We start from the raw sequence: 17,679 nt of genomic DNA, 5'->3' as shown, positions 1-17,679 counted from the left end.
CCTTGGACCCTCCACAATCGAAGCATGGTTCTGCCCCAGAACGGCCCCGCTGAGTACAATGTGACTGCCCCATGCTCTCCCGCGCCGTTGTCCTCAAGATCGCCTCGTGGAAGTTCGTCGAGCGGCTTGTGAGGCATTCCAGGCTGTGCCGAAAGGTCGTCAAACGGTTCATCGCCGGCGACACCCTCGACGAGGCGATGGCGGCGGCCGAGGACCTTTGCAGCCGGGGCTATTTCGTCACCCTTGACCTCCTAGGCGAAGCGGTGACCTCCGCAGAAGAAGCCGCCAAAGCCAAAGACGCCTATATCGGGATGTTCGACCGCATCGCGGCGAGCCGATGCCTCAAGAGCCCTGTACCCACTTCAAACGGGCGCACTCGGCACCCGAGCCCCTTCGAGTTCGGCTCGCGCGAGCTTCCCGTCGAGACAGCCAACGTCTCGATCAAGCTCACCCAGTGCGGGCTGGGCCTCGACGACGGCCTCGCCGAGAAGCACTACCGCGAAGTCGCCCAGGTGGCCCTGGAGTACGGGAGCTTTCTGCGCATCGACATGGAGGATTCCTCATTCACCCAGCGGACGGTCGACATGGTGGACCGGGTCCACAAGGACATCGAGCGGACCGGCACGGTGCTCCAGTCCTACCTTCACCGGACAAGCGAAGACGTCGAGTGGGTGATCCGAAACAACATGCGCGTTCGCCTGGTAAAGGGAGCGTATCTGGAGCCGCCACAAGTCGCGATCCAGAAGATGCCCGAAATCGACGCGGCGCTGCTGGCCCAGGGCAAACGGCTGCTCGACGCAGGCAACTATCCGGCGATGGGAACGCACAACGAGGGGCTGCTCAGCCAACTGGCTGCCTACGCGGCGGAAAAGGGCATTCCGAAGGACCGCTGGGAGATCCAAATGATCTACGGGATCCGGCGCGATCTGCAGGAAAAGTATCTGTCCGAAGGCTACAACGTCCGAATCTACATCCCCTTTGGCGACAGTTGGTACCCCTACTTTTCGCGCAGGCTTGCCGAGCGCCCAGCGAATATGTTCTTCATCTTCAAGGCGCTGTTGAGGCGGTAGGGGTCTCCACCCCCAACCCCCTCCTCAGTTTCGCTCCGCAAAACCAAGGAGGGGGCTCTCTTCGCCTTTCGTTACTCGCGCCTCGCCTTTTTGTTACTCGCGCTTCGCCTCATGCCGCCGTCGCCGCTTCGGCCACGCCGGGTTTGACCGCGGTCACCATGTAGGTCGGCAGCAGGAAGATGAAGCTTGGGCTTCCCCTCTTTACGTTCTGCATGCCGAGCTTCCTCAGCTCCTCGACATATTGGGTGGTGTCCTCGATATCGAGGATGCCGATGTGGCCGCCCGGCTTCAGCACGCGCACCATCTCCGCAATGGCCTTGGCGCGCCCGGTCGAAACCGTAATGTTATGGATCGCCCAGCTTGAAAGCACGACGTCGAACGACTCATTTGCGCAAGGAAGCTCCCTGGCGTCCCCCTCCCGGAACTTGACGTGGTCGGCCACGCGCTCGATCCTGGCGTTGTCCATCGCTTTGTCGGCTGAGTTGTTCGCAAGGTCCACGTTGCGCCAAAGGTCGATGCCGATGCCTTGCCCATGAGGAGCACGCTTTGCCGCGCCGATTAGCAGTAAGCCCCGCCCGCAACCCACGTCGAGCACGGCCTCGTCTCCCTTCCAGGGAATGGCGTTCAGGAGCTTGTCCCGGAGCTTCATCTTCCCCGACTTGCTCCCCCAATACATCAGGACCACGGTGAGAATGAAGGCGACCCCGGGCCAAATCGTGTACGCGCCAACCTTCGGGATGGCAACTAGAGCGCAGCAGATGACTCCCAGAATCAGCAGATTGCGCTGAGTGATAGGCGCGTCGATACCGTAATCCGCTTTTCGCAAGGCAGGTCCTCCCTTCCGGTGAACCCAGTTTAGGCAATAATGCCGGCTATTAGCAAGCATTGAATTCGCGCGAACCTATTCAAGGCGGGGTCCAAACTGAAAACTCCCTCCGACCTGCGCGGGTCGAAGGGAGTTTTCTTGGCAGCTCAGATCAAGTTGCGGGCGTTGGGTGCCCCTGGCGCCCTTTCTTCGAGAGCACCCAGAACAGCGCCACCGGGGGCGCCCAAATTGGAATGTAGACGAAGAAAAAGATTCCGATCATGCCAAGGAACCGGCCGACCGACTTTAGCCCGTTCACGGCTCCCACCCAGGCGTCGCCGCTCCAATCCTCAGGCACAGCCGCGGCCTCGATCTTGGGCTTTTCGCTGAAGTGCACCGTTACCGTCGAGAGCTCCGATTGGTCCCTCACCGCGATGCGCTGCTCCTCAAGACTCTGGATCTCCTGGCGCACCGTCGAGAGTCGGTCCTTGATCTCCAGAATCTCGCCGATCTTCTTCGCGCCGCGAAGCATCGTCACGTAGCTTTCCTCCTCGGCGTGCAGGACCTTCAGCCTTCCAGAGAGGTCGGCGTATTGACGCGTCACGTCCTGGCTGCTGATCGCGGGCGGGCCGATTCGCTCACCATAGTCAGTCAGCCTCTTGAGGGCGATGTCGAACTGATAACTGGGCACGCGGATAACCAGGGTGGCCTCTGGGTTCTTCTCATCGCCGGCGTTCGTCGAGTTCTCGATGAAGCCGCCGAGGCTCTTGGCCAACGAGGTTGCGTCGAGCACGGCCTTCTCCACGCTCTTGACCCGCACGTTCACGTCGGCGCTCTGAATGACCATACGGAGGGGGGCCGAATATGCGCCACCGGTCGGTGCGGCCTTGGAGGCTGCCAGGCCTCCGCCACGGTTGGCTTGGGGCGGCGCACCCGGAGCCTTGTCCGCGGTAACGGCCGCTTCGCCCTTAGCCGTGGACCCAGAGTCGCGACCCAGCTTCTCCGCGTTTCCTTCACCCGCAACTCCAGCGCCGCCACCGCCGCCAAAGCCTCCGGCGGCTCCGCTGAGTCCATAGGGATCGGCTTTCGCCTTGCCGGCGCCCTCTGGGCCAGGGATCGTGGCTGGAGCTTCAAAGGCCGGAGATCGCTTTTCGGGTGTCCGGTAGGCGAAGCGCTCATTGAGCGACATATCCCTGGAAGGCGTCGGAGAATTTGGCATGTCGGCGGGCGTCCGTCCGCGTGCGTAATTCGAGCCTGCCGACTCTTCCTGAGGCGAAGCCGTCGCTGCGTCGGCGCCCGCCATCACCGATTTCATGCTGCTGTCCGACGCAGGCATCATCACGTCTTGTTCGGGTTGTGCAAAGACCGGGAAAAGGACCACGATCAGCAGACCCGCCAGCGCTCCGGAATAAGCCAGTCGGCCGACCCTGCTATAGGGATTCCACCACGGCAACGCGTTGCCCCTAACGGCCTTCAGGGCCGCTTCCCTACCCGCGATCGCGGGCTCGGCCGCCATCCTCTTGATTTCAAATCCTAGCGCTCTCATGAACTCAACCTCCTGGCGAAGTCCCGGATCGGAGGCAACCGCCGCCTCGATTTCGGCGTGGCGCTCTGCGGGCAGCTCGCCATCGACATAGGCTTTCAGATCTTCTTGTAAACTCATGCCGTCACCTCTTCCCGCAAGCAGAGGGCTTCTCGAAGCTTGAGAAACGCATGGTGCAGGCGGCTCTTCACGGTTCCTACCGGTATCCCGATCACTTCTGCTGCCTCTTCATAGGTCAGCCCTTCGACTTCGTGAAGCACAACCACCTCGCGGTGGTCCGCACTCAGACTCGATAGGGCGACCCGAAGCGCCTCACGATCGATGAGCTGAGACTCCAATTGAGGTCTCGCACCCCCACGATCCATCGCCCCGTTCAGGCTGGGATCGATGGCGGCTTCAGACCTTTCGATTGAGACCCAAGCGCCTAACATTTCCGTTTTCCTCTTGCGGGCAAGATTCCGGCAATGGTTGTGGGCGATTCCGAATAGCCACGTGCTCAGAGAGCTCGCGCCCTGGAAGCTTCTCAGCCTCCTCTGCGCCGAAATGAAGGTCTCTTGAGCGGCATCCTCGGCCAGGTCGGCACCGATTCGACGCGCGCAGAATCGGAACACAGCATCGTAATGCCGGTCCACTATTCGCGCCATCGCCTCTCGGTCGCCGCGCCGGGCCTGGTTCAGATCACCGTCCATCACCGGGACTTCCGAAACGTGGGTGTTCCGGTGGTGCCAAATCGTTCAAACGGTCATTCGGACTTGCGGCGGCGGGTCTTGATCTCCGCGCCCATCTTCTCCATTCCGCGAACCTCGCCCTGTACGGGCGCCCAGAACCAGCCTCGGGATGTGCCAAAGAACTTCGGCGCGGTTGACTGAGGCTGCTCGACGTACTTCGAGTGGAGATTTCGCCCCACCTTCTCGGTCTCAAAGATCAAGGGCGTCTCGAACGGGTTGACGATTTCCGCCAGCTTTTTGCCCGAAAGGTCATCGTTGAAGCTGATTCCCGTCTTCTTTTCGGCGGAAATGGTGCAGCACCACTCGCCGTCTTTGGTCACGGCCTGGAAGTCAAAGGGGGAATTCTCGAGGTCCTTGAAGTCCGGATCGAGCTTCAAGTAGCCCTTCACATCGTCTTGCCAGGTTTCGGCCTTCGGCAGCACGCCGTTGTGGTCCTGGGCGTAGGCGATCACTGCCTTTTGCACGGCATCAAAGGAAGCGACGCAGGCGATCATCTTGCCCGTGTCTTTGATGGCGGTGCGCCCGAAGAAGAACAGGGCAAACGCCCCGCCGCCACAGACCAGCAACAGCACGCCGAACACAATGCCCAAGATCAGCGGCGTCGAGTTCTTCGGCTTCGGGGGCGGCATCGGCGAAAACGGAGGAGGAACGCTTTCCACGTCTCGATTCTATACCCAAACGCCCCACCAGCCAAATGGCATGGGCCTGATGGCCTTCTGGGAAATCCCGGCACGCGAATCTCTGATCCCTGGGGAGGGTCCGCTACGTCCCTATTCCAATGGCAACGGGCACTTCGGCGGATTCTCAAGGCATCGTCCACAACGTTCGGCACTATAAGTACTACGACCTCGTGATGGTCGGCTTTGTGACGATGCTCCTTTGTTCAAACATGATCGGCCCAGGAAAGACGAGCTTCTTCACCTTGCCCTTTGCCCTGCCGTTTGTCGGGGACCGCATCAGCTTCGGAGCGGGCAACATCTTCTTCCCCATCGGCTACATCTTCGGCGACGTGCTGACCGAGGTCTACGGCTATGCTCGGGCGCGCAAGGTGATCTGGGCGGGGTTCGGCGCGATGGCGTTCGCCGTGATCATGCAGCAGGCGGTCATCCACCTCCCGCCAGACCCCAACGAGGGCTACAACAAGATCATCGATCCGGCGGTGAAGACCGTCTTCGACAACGGGTGGCGCATCGCGGCGGGCTCCATGCTGGCGTTCTGGGTCGGCGACTTCGTGAACTCCTTCATCCTCGCCAAAATGAAAATCTGGACCTCGGGCAAGCACCTCTGGTCGCGCACCATCGGTTCGACAATCGCGGGACAGTTCGTCGACAGTCTGCTGTTCTATCCGATCGCGTTTTACGGGCTCTGGTCCACCCAGCAACTCCTCGCCGTTTCCCTGTTCAACTGGGTGTTCAAGGTGTGTGTGGAGATCGTGTCAACACCGGTGACCTATGCCGTCGTGAACTCGCTGAAGCGCGCCGAGAACGAAGACTATTACGACCGGTCCACCAACTTTACGCCGTTCTCGCTTCAGGACTGACGATCACTTCTTGCGCCCCTTCGCCAACAATTCGAAACTCGCGCACCGCTCCGACTGCTTGCTGAGAACGCGAACCTGCAAGTCACCGTACCCATGAATTCCCGCGGGCACAGGCGCCTGGACCAAGAACCACGCCTTCTCGTATTCGCCGAGCGGCGCCAGCGGCTCGGCCCAACCGGACCCGGCCCTCGGCTCCAACCAAGGGGCGAGCAGCGTCTGGGCGACCCACGCCAACCCTCCCAGGCGGATCGGCTCGCGCGCCTTCATCGAGGCAAACCGGGTGATGTCCGGCACGATGCGGAGCGCCCGATGTGTCCATGGAGTCGCTTCGCCACCGCGAGGCGCTCTGCTAAGGCCCAGAAGGCCGCTCGGCCCGGGAGCCATCGGCAACCGCGACCCGTTTGCGGTGAGCAGGAACTCCAAGCCCTCCCAGGTCGAATCCGGCTGAAAGGCCGCCTCCAAGCTCCTCGACCCCTTGTCCCTGGGGTAGCTCGCCAGTTCAACAACAAACGTCAGCCGTCCGTCGAGGCTCCCTTGAAGGTCCTTCCACCGACGCTCCAGCTCTCCATCCGGCCACTTTTCCTGCGCCCACAGATAGCCGAGCCACCTGGAAACGAGCGATGGAGACAGCCAAACGACCCTTTCGAGCTCCTCGGTGCTCAAGCGAACCAGGCGCGTCCTTACCACGGCCTTATCGTCCTGCAGAACCCTGTCGAGCCCCTTTCCGGCCCTGTAGACCTCAATGCCCTTGCGCACTTCGGCGTCGATCGGCTGGTCCAAGAACGCCACCGGGCGAAACGGCAGCATCGCGAGAAAGAGGGTTCCCACCATCCTGGCCCTCATTATCGGCGGCTATCTGGATAGAATCAGGCTGTGACGTTCGATCTGATCCTGGAGCGGGGCATGGTTTTGAATCGCCAGGGCCACTTTGCGGCGGACGTCGGCGTCCATTCCGGAAAGATCGCATCCATTGGAGACCTCTCTTCGGCAAAGGCTGCCGAACGCGTCAGCGTCGCGGGCTTGACGGCCATGCCGGGCGTCATCGACTCCCACGTCCACTTTCGCGAGCCTGGTGCCGAGTACAAGGAAGACCTCGAGTCGGGAACCCGGGCAGCCATCGCCGGCGGCGTCACCAGCGTCTTCGAGATGCCGAACACATCTCCCACGACCACCAACGCAGCGGCTCTCGCGGACAAGCTGCAGCGCGCAAAGGGCAGGGCCTGGTGCCACCACGCCTTTTGGGTGGGAGCGACGCCAGAGAACGCTGAACACCTAGGCGAGCTTGAGGCGCTTCCTGGAACGCCCGGCGTCAAGCTCTTCATGGGCGCCTCCACAGGCTCCTTGCTCGTCCCGGACGACCCAACCATCCGAACGGTGCTGCAGCACGGCTCGCGCCGCGTCGCAGTCCATTCCGAGGATCACGCCAGGCTCACAGAGCGAAAGGCCCTGATGAGCAAAGAGCCCACGGCCGCCGAGCATCCTTTCCTGCGCGACTCGGAATGCGCTCGGATCGCGACGAACCGCCTTCTCAAGCTGTCGGCGGAAACGGGAAGGCCGGTGCACATCCTGCACACCAGCACCCTCGACGAGCTGCCATTGATCGACGAGGCGCGGGCGCAGGGCCTCAAGACCACGTGCGAGATCACCCCGCATCACCTTTGGTTCGCGGCGCCGGAGGTCTATGAGCGTTTGGGGTCTTTGGTCCAGATGAACCCGCCGGTGCGCGGCGAAGATCACCGCGCGGCACTTCGCGCGGCGCTCAAGCGCGGCTTCTTCGATACCGCCGGCTCGGACCATGCCCCCCACCTGCTCGAGGAAAAGGCGCTTCCCTATCCTCAGAGCCCAAGCGGAATGCCGGGAGTCCAGACCCTCCTCCCCATCCTTCTGACCTTGGCTCTCGACCACGGTTGCCTTGACCTGTCCGAGGTCCTAAAGCTGCTATGCCACGGCCCAGCCCAGACCTTCAGAATCCAGGGCAAAGGTGAACTCAAGGAGGGCTCCGACGCGGACATCGCGGTCGTGGACCTTTCGCAGCGCCGGGTCGTCGACAAAGCATGGCTGAAGAGCAAGTGCGGCTGGAGCCCCTACGAAGGCGAGCGGCTGCGCGGCTTCCCTGTGCACACGCTGGTCGCCGGCGAGTTCGCCATGAGGGAGGGCGATATCATAGGGCAGCCAAGGGGAGTGCCGATTCGGTTTGAACCCGGAAATGGGTAGCAGAGGCGGAAAATGGAGTTTCGTGAATCGCTGATCGAGGGCTTCGACTATGACCTTTGGGCCAATAGGAAGTGGCTGTTTGCCCTGGAGGGCTTCGGCGAACAAATGCTTGAGGCTTCTCAGGTCCTGGAGCACATCCTGTTCGCGCAGCGCATCTGGCTCGAACGGTGCGGGGTGCAGGTCCTGGAACCCTCGGAAAACGTGCCCTTGGGCGGTTTGTTGGAGCTCTATTGCAGGGCGTGGCAAGCCCAACTCATGGAGCGGCCGCTGCGGGAGATGATCGCTTACCAGAACCTTGCCGGCGTTCCCTATGTGTCCTCCTTGGAGCAGATCGCAAGGCACGTCATCAACCACGGCACATACCACCGAGGACACCTGCGGGGCCTCGCAGCAAAGAACCCCGAACAGCCGTTTCCCGAGACCGACCTCATCGGGTTCTTCCGTGAGCGGGTCTGATTGCCCGACTCTTGGGCTCAATGGCTCGCTGACGCGCGGGCACCATTGCACGAGGGCAGACTGAGAGTCTGCCCCACGGGTTTCTCACCCTCATTCACTCCCCCCATCCCCGTCACCGCTCAACTCCCCGACGCGGTACGCTGAGAGTCATGCCATACCTCTGTCTCATCCGCCACGGCCAGTCGCTCTGGAACATGGAGAATCGATTTACCGGGTGGGTGGACGTTCCCCTAACGGCCGAAGGCGAGGCAGAGGCCCGGCGCGCGGCGGAGCACATCAAGGGCATCGCGTTCGACGTCTGCTACACCAGCGCCTTGACCCGCGCCCAGCGCACGCTCGCCATCATCCAAGAGGCGAACGGCTGGAGCCAGCCCGTCATCCGGGACCAGGCGCTCAACGAGCGCCACTATGGCGACCTTCAGGGCCTGAACAAAGACGAAACTCGCGCGCGGTATGGGGCAGACCAAGTCCAGCTTTGGCGCCGCAGCTACGACGTGCCACCACCCAACGGCGAGGCCCTTAAGAACACCGCCGAGCGCACACTGCCCTTCTTCGACCGGTGCATTCTCGGGGACCTCAAGCAGGGCAAGAACGTGCTTGTGGTCGCCCACGGAAACTCGAATCGCTCGATCGTGATGAAGCTGGACGACCTGACCGGAGAGGAAGTGGTCAAGCTGGAGCTGGCCACGGGCCTGCCGCTGCTCTACGAAGTCGACCAGACGGGGTCCGTGCTTTCAAAGAGGGTCCTGGAGTAGGCCCTATTTTCCCGTTTGGCGTTCTGATCTTGCCCTTTTCGAAGTCCACCGGGTTCTCGCCGGAATCGCCACGACAAACGTCATGGCCAAGTACCAGACCCAGTCTCCGAGGACCTGGTAGGCCGTGCTCTTGCGTTCCAAGCTCAGATTGCCAACGATCGCGCCCTGGTATCCGGGCTCGGCATAAGCCAAGATTCGGCCATTCTCATCAGTGATCATCGCCGCCGCGCTCGTCTCCCCGCGAACGAATGCGACGCCGTTCTCAGCCGAGCGAAACGGCGTAAACGCGCCGTGCATCGCCTGAACGACGCCGCTGGGCGATTCTGGGCCCATGCTCGGAAGCAGAATCACGGCCGGCCTCGGCGACCCTGTGGAGGCCGTTTCCCGAATCAGCCCCGGGAAGCACGAATCAAAGCACACGTTTAGCCCCAATGCGAGGCCCTCCACTTTGGCTACCGCCGGCTCCGCGCCGGGCTGGTGGCTTTGAGCCTCGCCTCCAAAGAGCTTCCGCTTCCAATACCTGCGCGATTCGCCCGCCGGTCCCAAGACGGACATCGTGTTGTGTCGTTTGGGGGTCGCGTCGTCCTCGAAACTCGTGGAGACACGGATATTGCGTCGGCGGAGTTCGGCTATGAGCCTGCCGGTTTGGCCCCCTGGCGCTTCGGCGATCGCGCTGAGCTCGGGCCAAACCGTCAGCCACGCCCCCGAACTCTGGCTCAGGTCCATCAGTTCGCTGCCCTCAAACGACCTTGTCTGAAGCGCGGCAAAGGTCCTCCCCGACGTCCCGAGGGCCCTTGGGCCCGGCAACGGGTAGGTCGTGAACAAGGCCAAGAGTGCCAGGACAAGCGGGGCCACCCAAGCCCGCTCGGTTTGGCGGGTACGAACCCCTGAGAGCCTGGCTGAAATGCCCCAAGCGAGAAGGAGGTTCGCTACCCACACGAGGAGAGACACACCGAAGAGCCCTGCGACTGACGCCACCCCCATCATGGCCATTGAGCGATATTGTGTGAGGCCAAGCGTGGCCGGCAGTTGAAGTGCGGCCAGCGACTCCAGCCCTAGGCCCAGGCACGCCAACCAGACAGCCCTCCCGAGCGTCACCTGCTTTGTCTCTGCCCAGATGCCAACGATGATTCCATACACCGCGGCCATCATGAGGAACCCCATGTAGTGCCATGCGGCTTCGCCGGCCATCTGCTCGGCTTGACTCTTCCATTGAGCCGCCGGATAGAGCCAGCCCTGCACGCTAAGCCAAGCGGCGATCATGCAGGCGGCCAACGAGGCGAGAAACCCCCTGCCAAAACTGGAGCCCCTGAAGGCGACGAGCAAAGGAACCAGGGCGCACCACCCCAGGATGCCGAAATCGCCTGGAGGAAGGCAAACAACCAGGATCACTGCGGAAACGAGGATGCCTGCGGCCGCCGTAAGCGCCCTTCTCACACTTTCAGAGACGCGAGTGCGGGTTCAGGCGTTCGAAATCCCATCCACGGCCCCAGACACCACATCCACCACGCCGGAGATCCGGTCCTCAAGGTCTTTGACGCTATCCGAGAGCCGGCCGCGAATCTTCTCGACGTCCTTATCAAAGTCGCCGTCTTGCAAGCGACGATAGAGACTGGCGCCCAGGAAGCCTGTCGCCACGCCCATCAAAAAGAATCCCAACCGGCTGTTCACCTGTTGAGTTTATCTTGCCCGTGCCGCGATCCGCCGCAATTGGGCCCAGCCCGCAAAAAAACAAAGCCGCCATCCCAATGTTGGGATGGCGGCTTTTGCAGAGTCCTTGCCTGCTCGCTACCGGGTCACGGTGAGCACGGCAAACACAATCTCGTCACCGTAAGCGGCCTGAACTTGCGTTGCCAGGGTTCTGGAGACGCGGTTCGTGATCACCGTCTTCGCGGCCGAGGTCAGGCCCGCCGGAACCGTGATGGTTGCCGGCACGTTGGCAATGATCGGGTTCGACGAGGTCAGCGGAATCACCGCTCCGCCAGCAGGCGCCGGGGCATCGAGCGTCACGATGAGCTGAACCGATCGGCCACCCTTCTGGCGGCTCGGCACGAACCTGAGTGAAGCCACCGAGATCGCGCGGACGACCAGCACTCCCTGGGCGGTGATGCCGCCCGATGTGCCTGTCACCGTCACCGCCACGGTGCCCGAGACCAAGGTCGTCGTAGCGCCGAACGTGGCCGAGTTGGCGCCCTCCGGCACGGTAACCGTTGCCGGGACCGTCACCGCGGCGTTGCCGCTGCTCAGGTTGAACACGATTCCGCCGCTCGGGGCATTTGCCGTCAGGGACAGCGTGCCCGTGCTGGGGTTGCCGCCAATGACCGTCGCCGGATTGAACGTGATGGTCGCGTTGGCCTTCTTGACCACCAGGTCGCGAATGATGACCACCGGTCCACGCTGCGCCGTGATGTGCACGGTCGTGTCGTTCGTCAGAGCCTGGCCCGCAACCGTTAGCGGGAATGTCGTGGACGTAGCGCCCTGCGGCACGACGGCCGGGGTGGCCACCGTGACAAGCGCACTGTCGCTCGACATGTTCACCGGCGTTCCACCGGGATTCGCCGGGACACTGACCGTGACGGTTCCGTTGACGTCTTCGCCAGGATCGACAGAGGTCTTGTCTAGCGTAAACGAAACCAGTGAGGAACCATCCACAAAGAGAGTGCCGCTCACCGAGCCTGCCTTGTAGCCACCCTGGGCCGTACGCGTCGCCGTAACGATGCGCTGCGTGTTGATGGGCTCAAAGGCCGTGGTCAGCGTGAAGTCCTTCGACTTCTCACCTTTGGCAAAGGAGAGGGTCGTCGGGTTTAACACATATCCCGCCGTTCCGGCGTTGATCGACAGATCCACAGTGAACGCAGAACCTGCCTCGCCATCCAAGAACACCGTTCCTGTCGACGCAGCGCCGCTGGTCACCTTCGTCGGGTTGAACGTCATCCGAAGCAGGTTCGCCGACAGGAGCCGCACGAAATTGGTTTTGCCAACGCCGAGCAGCGTCGCCGTGACAGGAACATCGGTCTGGAACTCCACACCATGGGTTCCGACCGTAAAGGTGATGGAATCGAGGCCTGCAGGAACCGTCACCGTGTTGCCGCCTGGAAAGTCCACGAGGCCGCTGGCGTCGGTCGAGAGGTCGATCGTGATGTCTGTGATCGCGTTCTGGAAGAGCGTGACCCGGCCCGTAAGGCCATTGCCGCCGACCACCTGGTTCGGGGTGACCGTCAGGTCTTGGAGCCACGGCAGCACGTTGAGCACGCGGATCATGAAGTTCCCGATGAGGGTTGCGCGCACATTGACGCCCGTCGGGAAGTCCACCGGGTTCGAGTAGACCGTAAAGGTCGCCGTTGTCGCGCCGCCCGGCAGCGAGATCGTCAACACCTTCTGAGACACGTTCGGATCGAACGATGCCGCGTCGTTGTCGAGTTCAACGGTCATGTCCAGGCCGCCTGCAGGAACAGGCGCACTCAACGTGACCGTGCCGGTCGTGGATGCTCCCAAGCCGCCCGCGATCGAGGACGGCGCCAAAGTCATTGTGGTAATCGTGGGCAGCGCAAGTCTCTGCTTCACGACGAAGCCATCACGCTGATAGGCGAGAACCGTAATGGTCGACGGACCCGTGAACGGGCTTTCCTTCAAGCCATACCAAACGCCGCCGACGCCCCACGGGTCGCCAACGCCCTGGTCGCCAACCGTCTTGAAGGCGAACTCGGAGAGGAGCGATGCAGGAAGCAGTGTGTAGGGAGGCCCACTGGTGGGATAGATCCTATTGAAGATCACACCACCGGAGGAAACTCGGCGATAGAACCGCAGGCTATCGGAGGACCCAACGGTCCATACGTCTCCAAATCGGTCGACGTAGGGAGCGAAGACCTCTTCATCAAGGTCCCCACCCAGATAGGTCCCATAGAAAAGGGTCGAAGCCGTTGGAGAGAGCCCGAGCAGAAATCCTTCGGTCGTGCCGAGCATCGGGGTCGCTGGGAAGGCGTAAGTGGGATCGAGCGGGTTGCCCGTGATAGGCACATTACCTGTCGAGGTCCCGTTGGGCTCGTTAGGATCTGCCGGCGGGAACGGGAACGAGTGCGTGTAGTCCACGATCCCGGATATGTACGCGTTGCCGCTGCCATCCACCGCGATGCCGCGAGGATAAACCGGCGCGTTGGTGCCCAAGTGCGTGGAATACAGGATCGTCGCGCCGTCGGCCGAAATCTTGGTTGCGAAGACCAGTTCCTTGGCCGTGAAGTTCTCCCCATACACGCCGCGAGTGCGCGGGAAGTTGAACGAGCGGCTGAGGCCGGTGATGTAAATGTTGTCTGCGCCGTCGCAGGCTACGCCAGTGGCCTCATCGTTGTCGTTACCACCAAGAAGGGTAGAAAAGACCAGCGTTCCATCGGGCGTGTACTTCTTGACGAAGCCATCTCGATAGCGAAGAAGCCGCCCGTTTGCAAACACACCGGCCGTGGTCTCGAACACCGTGGAGTCGAGAGCCGTATCAATGTTCTCGCCTTCATTACCGACCCAGCCGACGACAATCACGTTGCCAGTCGAGTCGCTTGCGATCGCTCTGTTGTGGGAATCGTAGGGATTCACCTGAGACGTGATGCGCATCAGGGTCGGGCCATCGCCACCCAGATAGTAACCCCACTTGACACCGGTGATTCCCGTGCTGTCCACGGTGAATCGAGTCAAGAACGCATTCGCAGCGCCCGCCATGGCGTTGTTCATGTTGGGCAGGCCGCCGTCGGTCTCACCGCAGATCGACACTTCACCGTTTAGCGGGTCAACCGTCAGACCGCGGAGCGTCTCGATGTTAGCCGTGCCGTAATAAGTTGAATAATCCGGAATCAAGAGCTCCGTAGCATCGATCTTGAAGCGCATCAGCGTAATGTCTTCGGTGCCCGCCATCGTGTTGAAGAGCGAATCGCCGTCAATTCCGGGGAAGTTGGTCGACGTCGTGGTCCCGGCGAGCCAGATGTACTGGCCATCGGGCGATACGCTCACGAACCAGCCCTCGTCTTCGCCATCGCCCGTCACCAGACACGAGTAGTCGTGGCTGTAGGCGTCGCCCTGGAACTTCGACACGAACATGGCGCGCGCACCAAGGATGTTGTAGCCGAACGGTCCGGCGATCGCGGGATAGTCGGGTGCCTGGGTCCAGCCAGTCATGACCACCGACTTGTCGGTGTCCGCTACGACCGAACGGACTTCGTCCGGGCCGCTGTCGCCGCCGTAGTAGCTGCCATAGACGAGCGGGTCGATGACCAGCGGACGGCTCGTGTCGTACTTGCCAAGCACAAACCCAACCGTGTTGTCGTCCACGAATCGGAAGGTCGCAGGAATCTGCTTGGTCTCGCCGTTGACCACCTGATAGGCCTTGAGGTCGGTCTGATAGAGGGTGCCGATCGAGGTCTTGACCTCGAGTTGGCCGGCAAAATTGGTGTCGACGCCGTTCGCGCCGGTGAAGCGCATCTGGATCTGGTTCGGGTTGGCGCCAGGCGCGACGATGAAGTCGAACCGAGGCATGCCGTTGTCGTCGTGCCACTTTAGATCGATACCGTCATAGAGGGAAACGTAATCGATCGAGCCGTACTTACGAGCCCCACGAATCGACTTCTTACCGCCGATCATGAAGTCGTTTCGAGAGTTGCGTGGTTGGCTCGAAACGGCCTTGACGCCGCGCCTTGCGCCGACGAAACTCATGTCGACGGCATGGCCCGCGCCCTTCTTCGGGTTCTTCGCAGCGGGGCCCCGAAGGTCGAATCGGATGGCACTGTCGCCAAACCACACATTGACGCCCTTGGACTGCGCGAGGAACCGCGCTTCCTTCTTCCACTGGCCCTTGTTCTCCAGGAAGCCGGAGCGGCGGGCCGCTCTGAGCTTCTCTGCTTGGGCATCGTTAGGCTGGATCGCCGACTTTTCGCCAAACGACACGGCAGCGACAAGGAACGCAGTTAGTACGAATGTAAGATAGATTGCGCCCCGAAAACCACGCTTAATCAGGTTCAACACGACTGACACACCTCTATTCAAGAGTTCACACCCTGAATCGTCCGATGACAGGGTTCGACCTATGTTTGACGTTGCCCAAAACAGGCAGGTTCAAACGCAGCCGAACGACTGCCCACACACCGACTTAGACGTTAGTATAGCCCCAAAAGGTTTGGCTGCTGCGCAGGTTCCAATGAATTTGAATATCATCCCGCTCTTTGGCGTCCCCGGCCTCTGCGAGGCGATGGGCAACGAGCGAAGGGCGATGCTCTCCGGAACCACGCACCACAAACATGCGACGGGCGAAGAGCGCCGAGCGAGGCGATCCGGGACCCCGCAACACGCTCCGCGCACCTCGAACCTCAGATCTCAGACCTCAGACCTCAGACCTCGGACCTCAGACCTCGGACCTCTTCCCCTAACCGCCGCCGCCCGCCGGTGGAGGCGGGCCGTCGCCCGAACCCACGCCCGGCTGGCCGCCCGCGTCTTTCAAAAGCTGCTCGATCTCCTGCCCCTCTTTCGCGCCGCCCATTCGTTTGCGCGAGAGGTTGATCGCCGTGTCGCCACGGTCGTTGCGAACATTCGGGTCCGCTTTCTTTTCAAGCAGAAAGACCACCGCTTCACGATTGAGGAAGGCCGCGCCGACCATCAGGGGCGTATTCTTGTGATAGTCCTGCACGTTGATCTCAGCCTTTTTTTCGACCAGAAGCTTCACCATGTCCAAGTTGTGCTTTTGGACGGCGAAGTGGAGGGCCGTGTAGCCTTCGTAGGCCTGATCGATCTTGCCCATCATTTGGTTGAACTTGCTGCTCTCCATCTTGGCGTTGACGTTGGCCCCTTCCGTTAGCGCCTCTTGCACCGTGGCCAGATCATTGTTCTGAGCGGCCAGAAGGAGCTTCTGATCCGCCGCCGAGTTTGGAGACTTCATCGACGTGAACAGAAAGATCCCCACGCCCAGGACCACAACAGCGATGATCGCACCGACAACTTTTCCCATAGCCAGGTCACCCTCAAGCCTCTGCGCCCACAGCCGAACCCCTTCGGGCCGTTGCAGGTAAGGCGCATGTGGCTCATTATACGTCGCCTCGGACATTTCGCATGGCAAAACGCATCCTCGGGCACACCCAGACTCGTTAGCCGCGCAAGAAAACACAAAAGGCCGCGCCTATTCGTAAAGGCGCGGCCTCAAAAACCGTGAATTTGAAACAACTAGTGGGTAAGGAGTCCGCTTAGTCCGGACCGCCGCCACCGGCAGCCGGGCCCTTGCCCTTCATCGCCTTCGGATCGTCGGCCATGTTCATGTCGGCCTTGTCCGGGGTTGCCACCTCGGGGTTGTTGCTGGCCTCGGGCGTCTTCAGCTTCTCGACCTCAGCAGTGTTGTCTTCGCCTCCGCAGCCAACGACACCGAAACCGACGATGCCAAAAGCCGCGATCGCACACATCAGCGTTGCGTATTTCTTCATGTTGTTGAGTGACCTCCTGTCAAGTGAAAGAGACGTGGGCGCCCCGAAAAGAGACGCCCACATCTTGATCTTTCTGGAAGCTGAACCTTAGAGGTCCGGCACCCAGTTCGGATAGTAGTACGTGTGCTGGATCGAACCAGTCGTACCACGGTTCCACGTCTGGCCGGCGGGCGTCGGAACGCACTTTTCAGCCTGCGTGAACTTCATTGCCTTGGCGTGGCCATCGCACATTGCGAACACGGCCATGCCTTGCATGTTGGGGTTGTTGGTCGCGCGGTCCACCGAATACTCGGGGTAGGCGCCGCTCTTGCCATTGTGCGGGTATCGGGTCCAGCCCTCAACCGTGTACGAATAGCAGTTGCTGTTCAGGGGCCAGCTGGGCCACACCGAACCGTTTCCGAGGTTGGTGCTGACGCCGTAGTGCCAGTCCCATGAGGATTCCGCGACGAGCATGATCACGTCTGCGGGTCGCGCCACGAGCGTCAGGTTGCCCTTCGGCGCCGTGGGGCGGTTGTTGGTCGACGAAGCCGTGGGGCCGTAGTCGATGACCAACAGGTTGATGGCCATCTGGCCCATCGTGTTGTAGTAGTAGGGTTCGTCAACCGTCACGTAGCCGGCGGTCGGAGGGGTGATACCCAACGAACCGGAACCGGCGGGCGAGAACACGGTCGCCCAGTCGGTGTTGCCGAGCTTGGGGCAGATCGAAATCTGAGTGTTCTTGTGATAGGGCTCGATCGCGCCGAAGTACATCACGCCTCGGCCGGCAGTCGACGTGTTACCCACGACCGGGAAGCGGAAATCGCCCCAGTCGGGATAGTCGCAGATACCGCCACCAGCAGCCTGGCCCGTGTAAAGGCAGGAGCCGTTGTTGTCGTGGCGGGGGAGCGTGTCGTCGTAATCGCCGGCATACATGATTGCCGCTAGACCGACCTGCTTCGTGTTGCTAATACAGGCAGCCTTTTTAGCGGCGTCCTTGGCTTGAGCGAAGACGGGGAACAGGATGGCAGCGAGAATCGCGATGATCGCAATGACGACCAAGAGCTCGATGAGCGTAAATGCTCGTCTCGTCATGTTCAATACCTCCAAAAGTAAAACCGGTCCATTGTCCGGTGAACGCTATGAT

At 61.4% G+C, this 17,679-nt stretch carries 16 protein-coding genes; 5 read left to right on the top strand and 11 right to left on the bottom strand.

The window, feature by feature from the left end; genetic code table 11:
• The first annotated feature begins 71 nt into the window (after positions 1-71).
• Positions 72-1,070 carry a proline dehydrogenase family protein gene (locus HZC36_12875; protein MBI5707871.1) on the top strand — a complete coding sequence of 333 codons (999 nt, stop codon included), beginning with the start codon at positions 72-74 and terminating at the stop codon, positions 1,068-1,070.
• A gap of 109 nt (positions 1,071-1,179) precedes the next feature.
• Here HZC36_12875 and HZC36_12870 read toward each other — a convergent pair whose 3' ends face one another.
• The 4 genes from HZC36_12870 to HZC36_12855 form a co-directional block, all read right to left on the bottom strand.
• Complete coding sequence (locus tag HZC36_12870; protein ID MBI5707870.1) at positions 1,180-1,896, bottom strand: class I SAM-dependent methyltransferase; 717 nt, start codon at positions 1,894-1,896, stop codon at positions 1,180-1,182.
• Between the two features lie 151 nt (positions 1,897-2,047).
• Positions 2,048-3,538 carry a DUF4349 domain-containing protein gene (locus tag HZC36_12865; GenBank protein MBI5707869.1) on the bottom strand — a complete coding sequence of 497 codons (1,491 nt, stop codon included), beginning with the start codon at positions 3,536-3,538 and terminating at the stop codon, positions 2,048-2,050.
• Positions 3,535-4,107: an RNA polymerase sigma factor gene (locus HZC36_12860; GenBank protein ID MBI5707868.1), complete on the bottom strand. Its 573-nt coding sequence runs from the start codon at positions 4,105-4,107 to the stop codon at positions 3,535-3,537. Before HZC36_12860 ends, HZC36_12865 begins: the two co-directional genes overlap by 4 nt.
• Before the next feature lie 53 nt (positions 4,108-4,160).
• The gene (locus HZC36_12855; protein MBI5707867.1) at positions 4,161-4,805 is read right to left on the bottom strand and encodes a hypothetical protein; all 645 of its coding nucleotides are present in this window, start codon (positions 4,803-4,805) and stop codon (positions 4,161-4,163) included.
• A 119-nt stretch (positions 4,806-4,924) separates the two neighbouring features.
• Here HZC36_12855 and HZC36_12850 point away from each other — a divergent pair, with 119 nt between their 5' ends.
• Positions 4,925-5,686 (top strand): queuosine precursor transporter, encoded by a 762-nt coding sequence (locus tag HZC36_12850; protein ID MBI5707866.1) that lies wholly within the window; start codon positions 4,925-4,927, stop codon positions 5,684-5,686.
• Positions 5,687-5,689: 3 nt separating this feature from the next.
• Here HZC36_12850 and HZC36_12845 read toward each other — a convergent pair whose 3' ends face one another.
• Positions 5,690-6,517, bottom strand: coding sequence for a hypothetical protein (locus tag HZC36_12845; GenBank protein ID MBI5707865.1), 828 nt, complete (start codon positions 6,515-6,517; stop codon positions 5,690-5,692).
• 72 nt (positions 6,518-6,589) lie between these two features.
• On the opposite strand from HZC36_12845, the gene HZC36_12840 reads away from it, so the two are divergent.
• The 3 genes from HZC36_12840 (at position 6,590) to HZC36_12830 (ending at position 9,111) form a co-directional block, all read left to right on the top strand.
• The gene (locus HZC36_12840) at positions 6,590-7,900 is read left to right on the top strand and encodes a dihydroorotase (protein MBI5707864.1); all 1,311 of its coding nucleotides are present in this window, start codon (positions 6,590-6,592) and stop codon (positions 7,898-7,900) included.
• Positions 7,901-7,912: 12 nt separating this feature from the next.
• The gene (locus tag HZC36_12835; protein MBI5707863.1) at positions 7,913-8,356 is read left to right on the top strand and encodes a hypothetical protein; all 444 of its coding nucleotides are present in this window, start codon (positions 7,913-7,915) and stop codon (positions 8,354-8,356) included.
• Positions 8,357-8,505: 149 nt separating this feature from the next.
• Positions 8,506-9,111 carry a 2,3-diphosphoglycerate-dependent phosphoglycerate mutase gene (locus HZC36_12830; GenBank protein ID MBI5707862.1) on the top strand — a complete coding sequence of 202 codons (606 nt, stop codon included), beginning with the start codon at positions 8,506-8,508 and terminating at the stop codon, positions 9,109-9,111.
• Between the two features lie 3 nt (positions 9,112-9,114).
• Here HZC36_12830 and HZC36_12825 read toward each other — a convergent pair whose 3' ends face one another.
• The 6 genes from HZC36_12825 to HZC36_12800 form a co-directional block, all read right to left on the bottom strand.
• Entirely contained in the window at positions 9,115-10,548 is a 1,434-nt protein-coding gene (locus HZC36_12825) for a hypothetical protein (protein ID MBI5707861.1), read from the bottom strand.
• 24 nt (positions 10,549-10,572) lie between these two features.
• A complete protein-coding gene (locus HZC36_12820) occupies positions 10,573-10,782 on the bottom strand; it encodes a hypothetical protein (protein MBI5707860.1) in 210 nt (69 codons plus the stop codon).
• 117 nt (positions 10,783-10,899) lie between these two features.
• Positions 10,900-15,114, bottom strand: coding sequence for an SBBP repeat-containing protein (locus HZC36_12815; GenBank protein ID MBI5707859.1), 4,215 nt, complete (start codon positions 15,112-15,114; stop codon positions 10,900-10,902).
• Positions 15,115-15,511: 397 nt separating this feature from the next.
• Entirely contained in the window at positions 15,512-16,090 is a 579-nt protein-coding gene (locus tag HZC36_12810) for an ankyrin repeat domain-containing protein (GenBank protein ID MBI5707858.1), read from the bottom strand.
• A gap of 232 nt (positions 16,091-16,322) precedes the next feature.
• On the bottom strand, positions 16,323-16,556 hold the full coding sequence (locus tag HZC36_12805) for a hypothetical protein (GenBank protein MBI5707857.1): 234 nt from the start codon (positions 16,554-16,556) through the stop codon (positions 16,323-16,325).
• A gap of 87 nt (positions 16,557-16,643) precedes the next feature.
• Entirely contained in the window at positions 16,644-17,627 is a 984-nt protein-coding gene (locus tag HZC36_12800; GenBank protein ID MBI5707856.1) for a prepilin-type N-terminal cleavage/methylation domain-containing protein, read from the bottom strand.
• Positions 17,628-17,679 lie beyond the last annotated feature (52 nt).

It is taken from the genome of Armatimonadota bacterium (assembly GCA_016223145.1).
GTDB lineage: Bacteria > Armatimonadota > Fimbriimonadia > Fimbriimonadales > Fimbriimonadaceae > Nitrosymbiomonas.
Note: the sequence above shows the minus strand (reverse complement) of the source record. Positions and strands in the feature narration are given on the sequence as shown.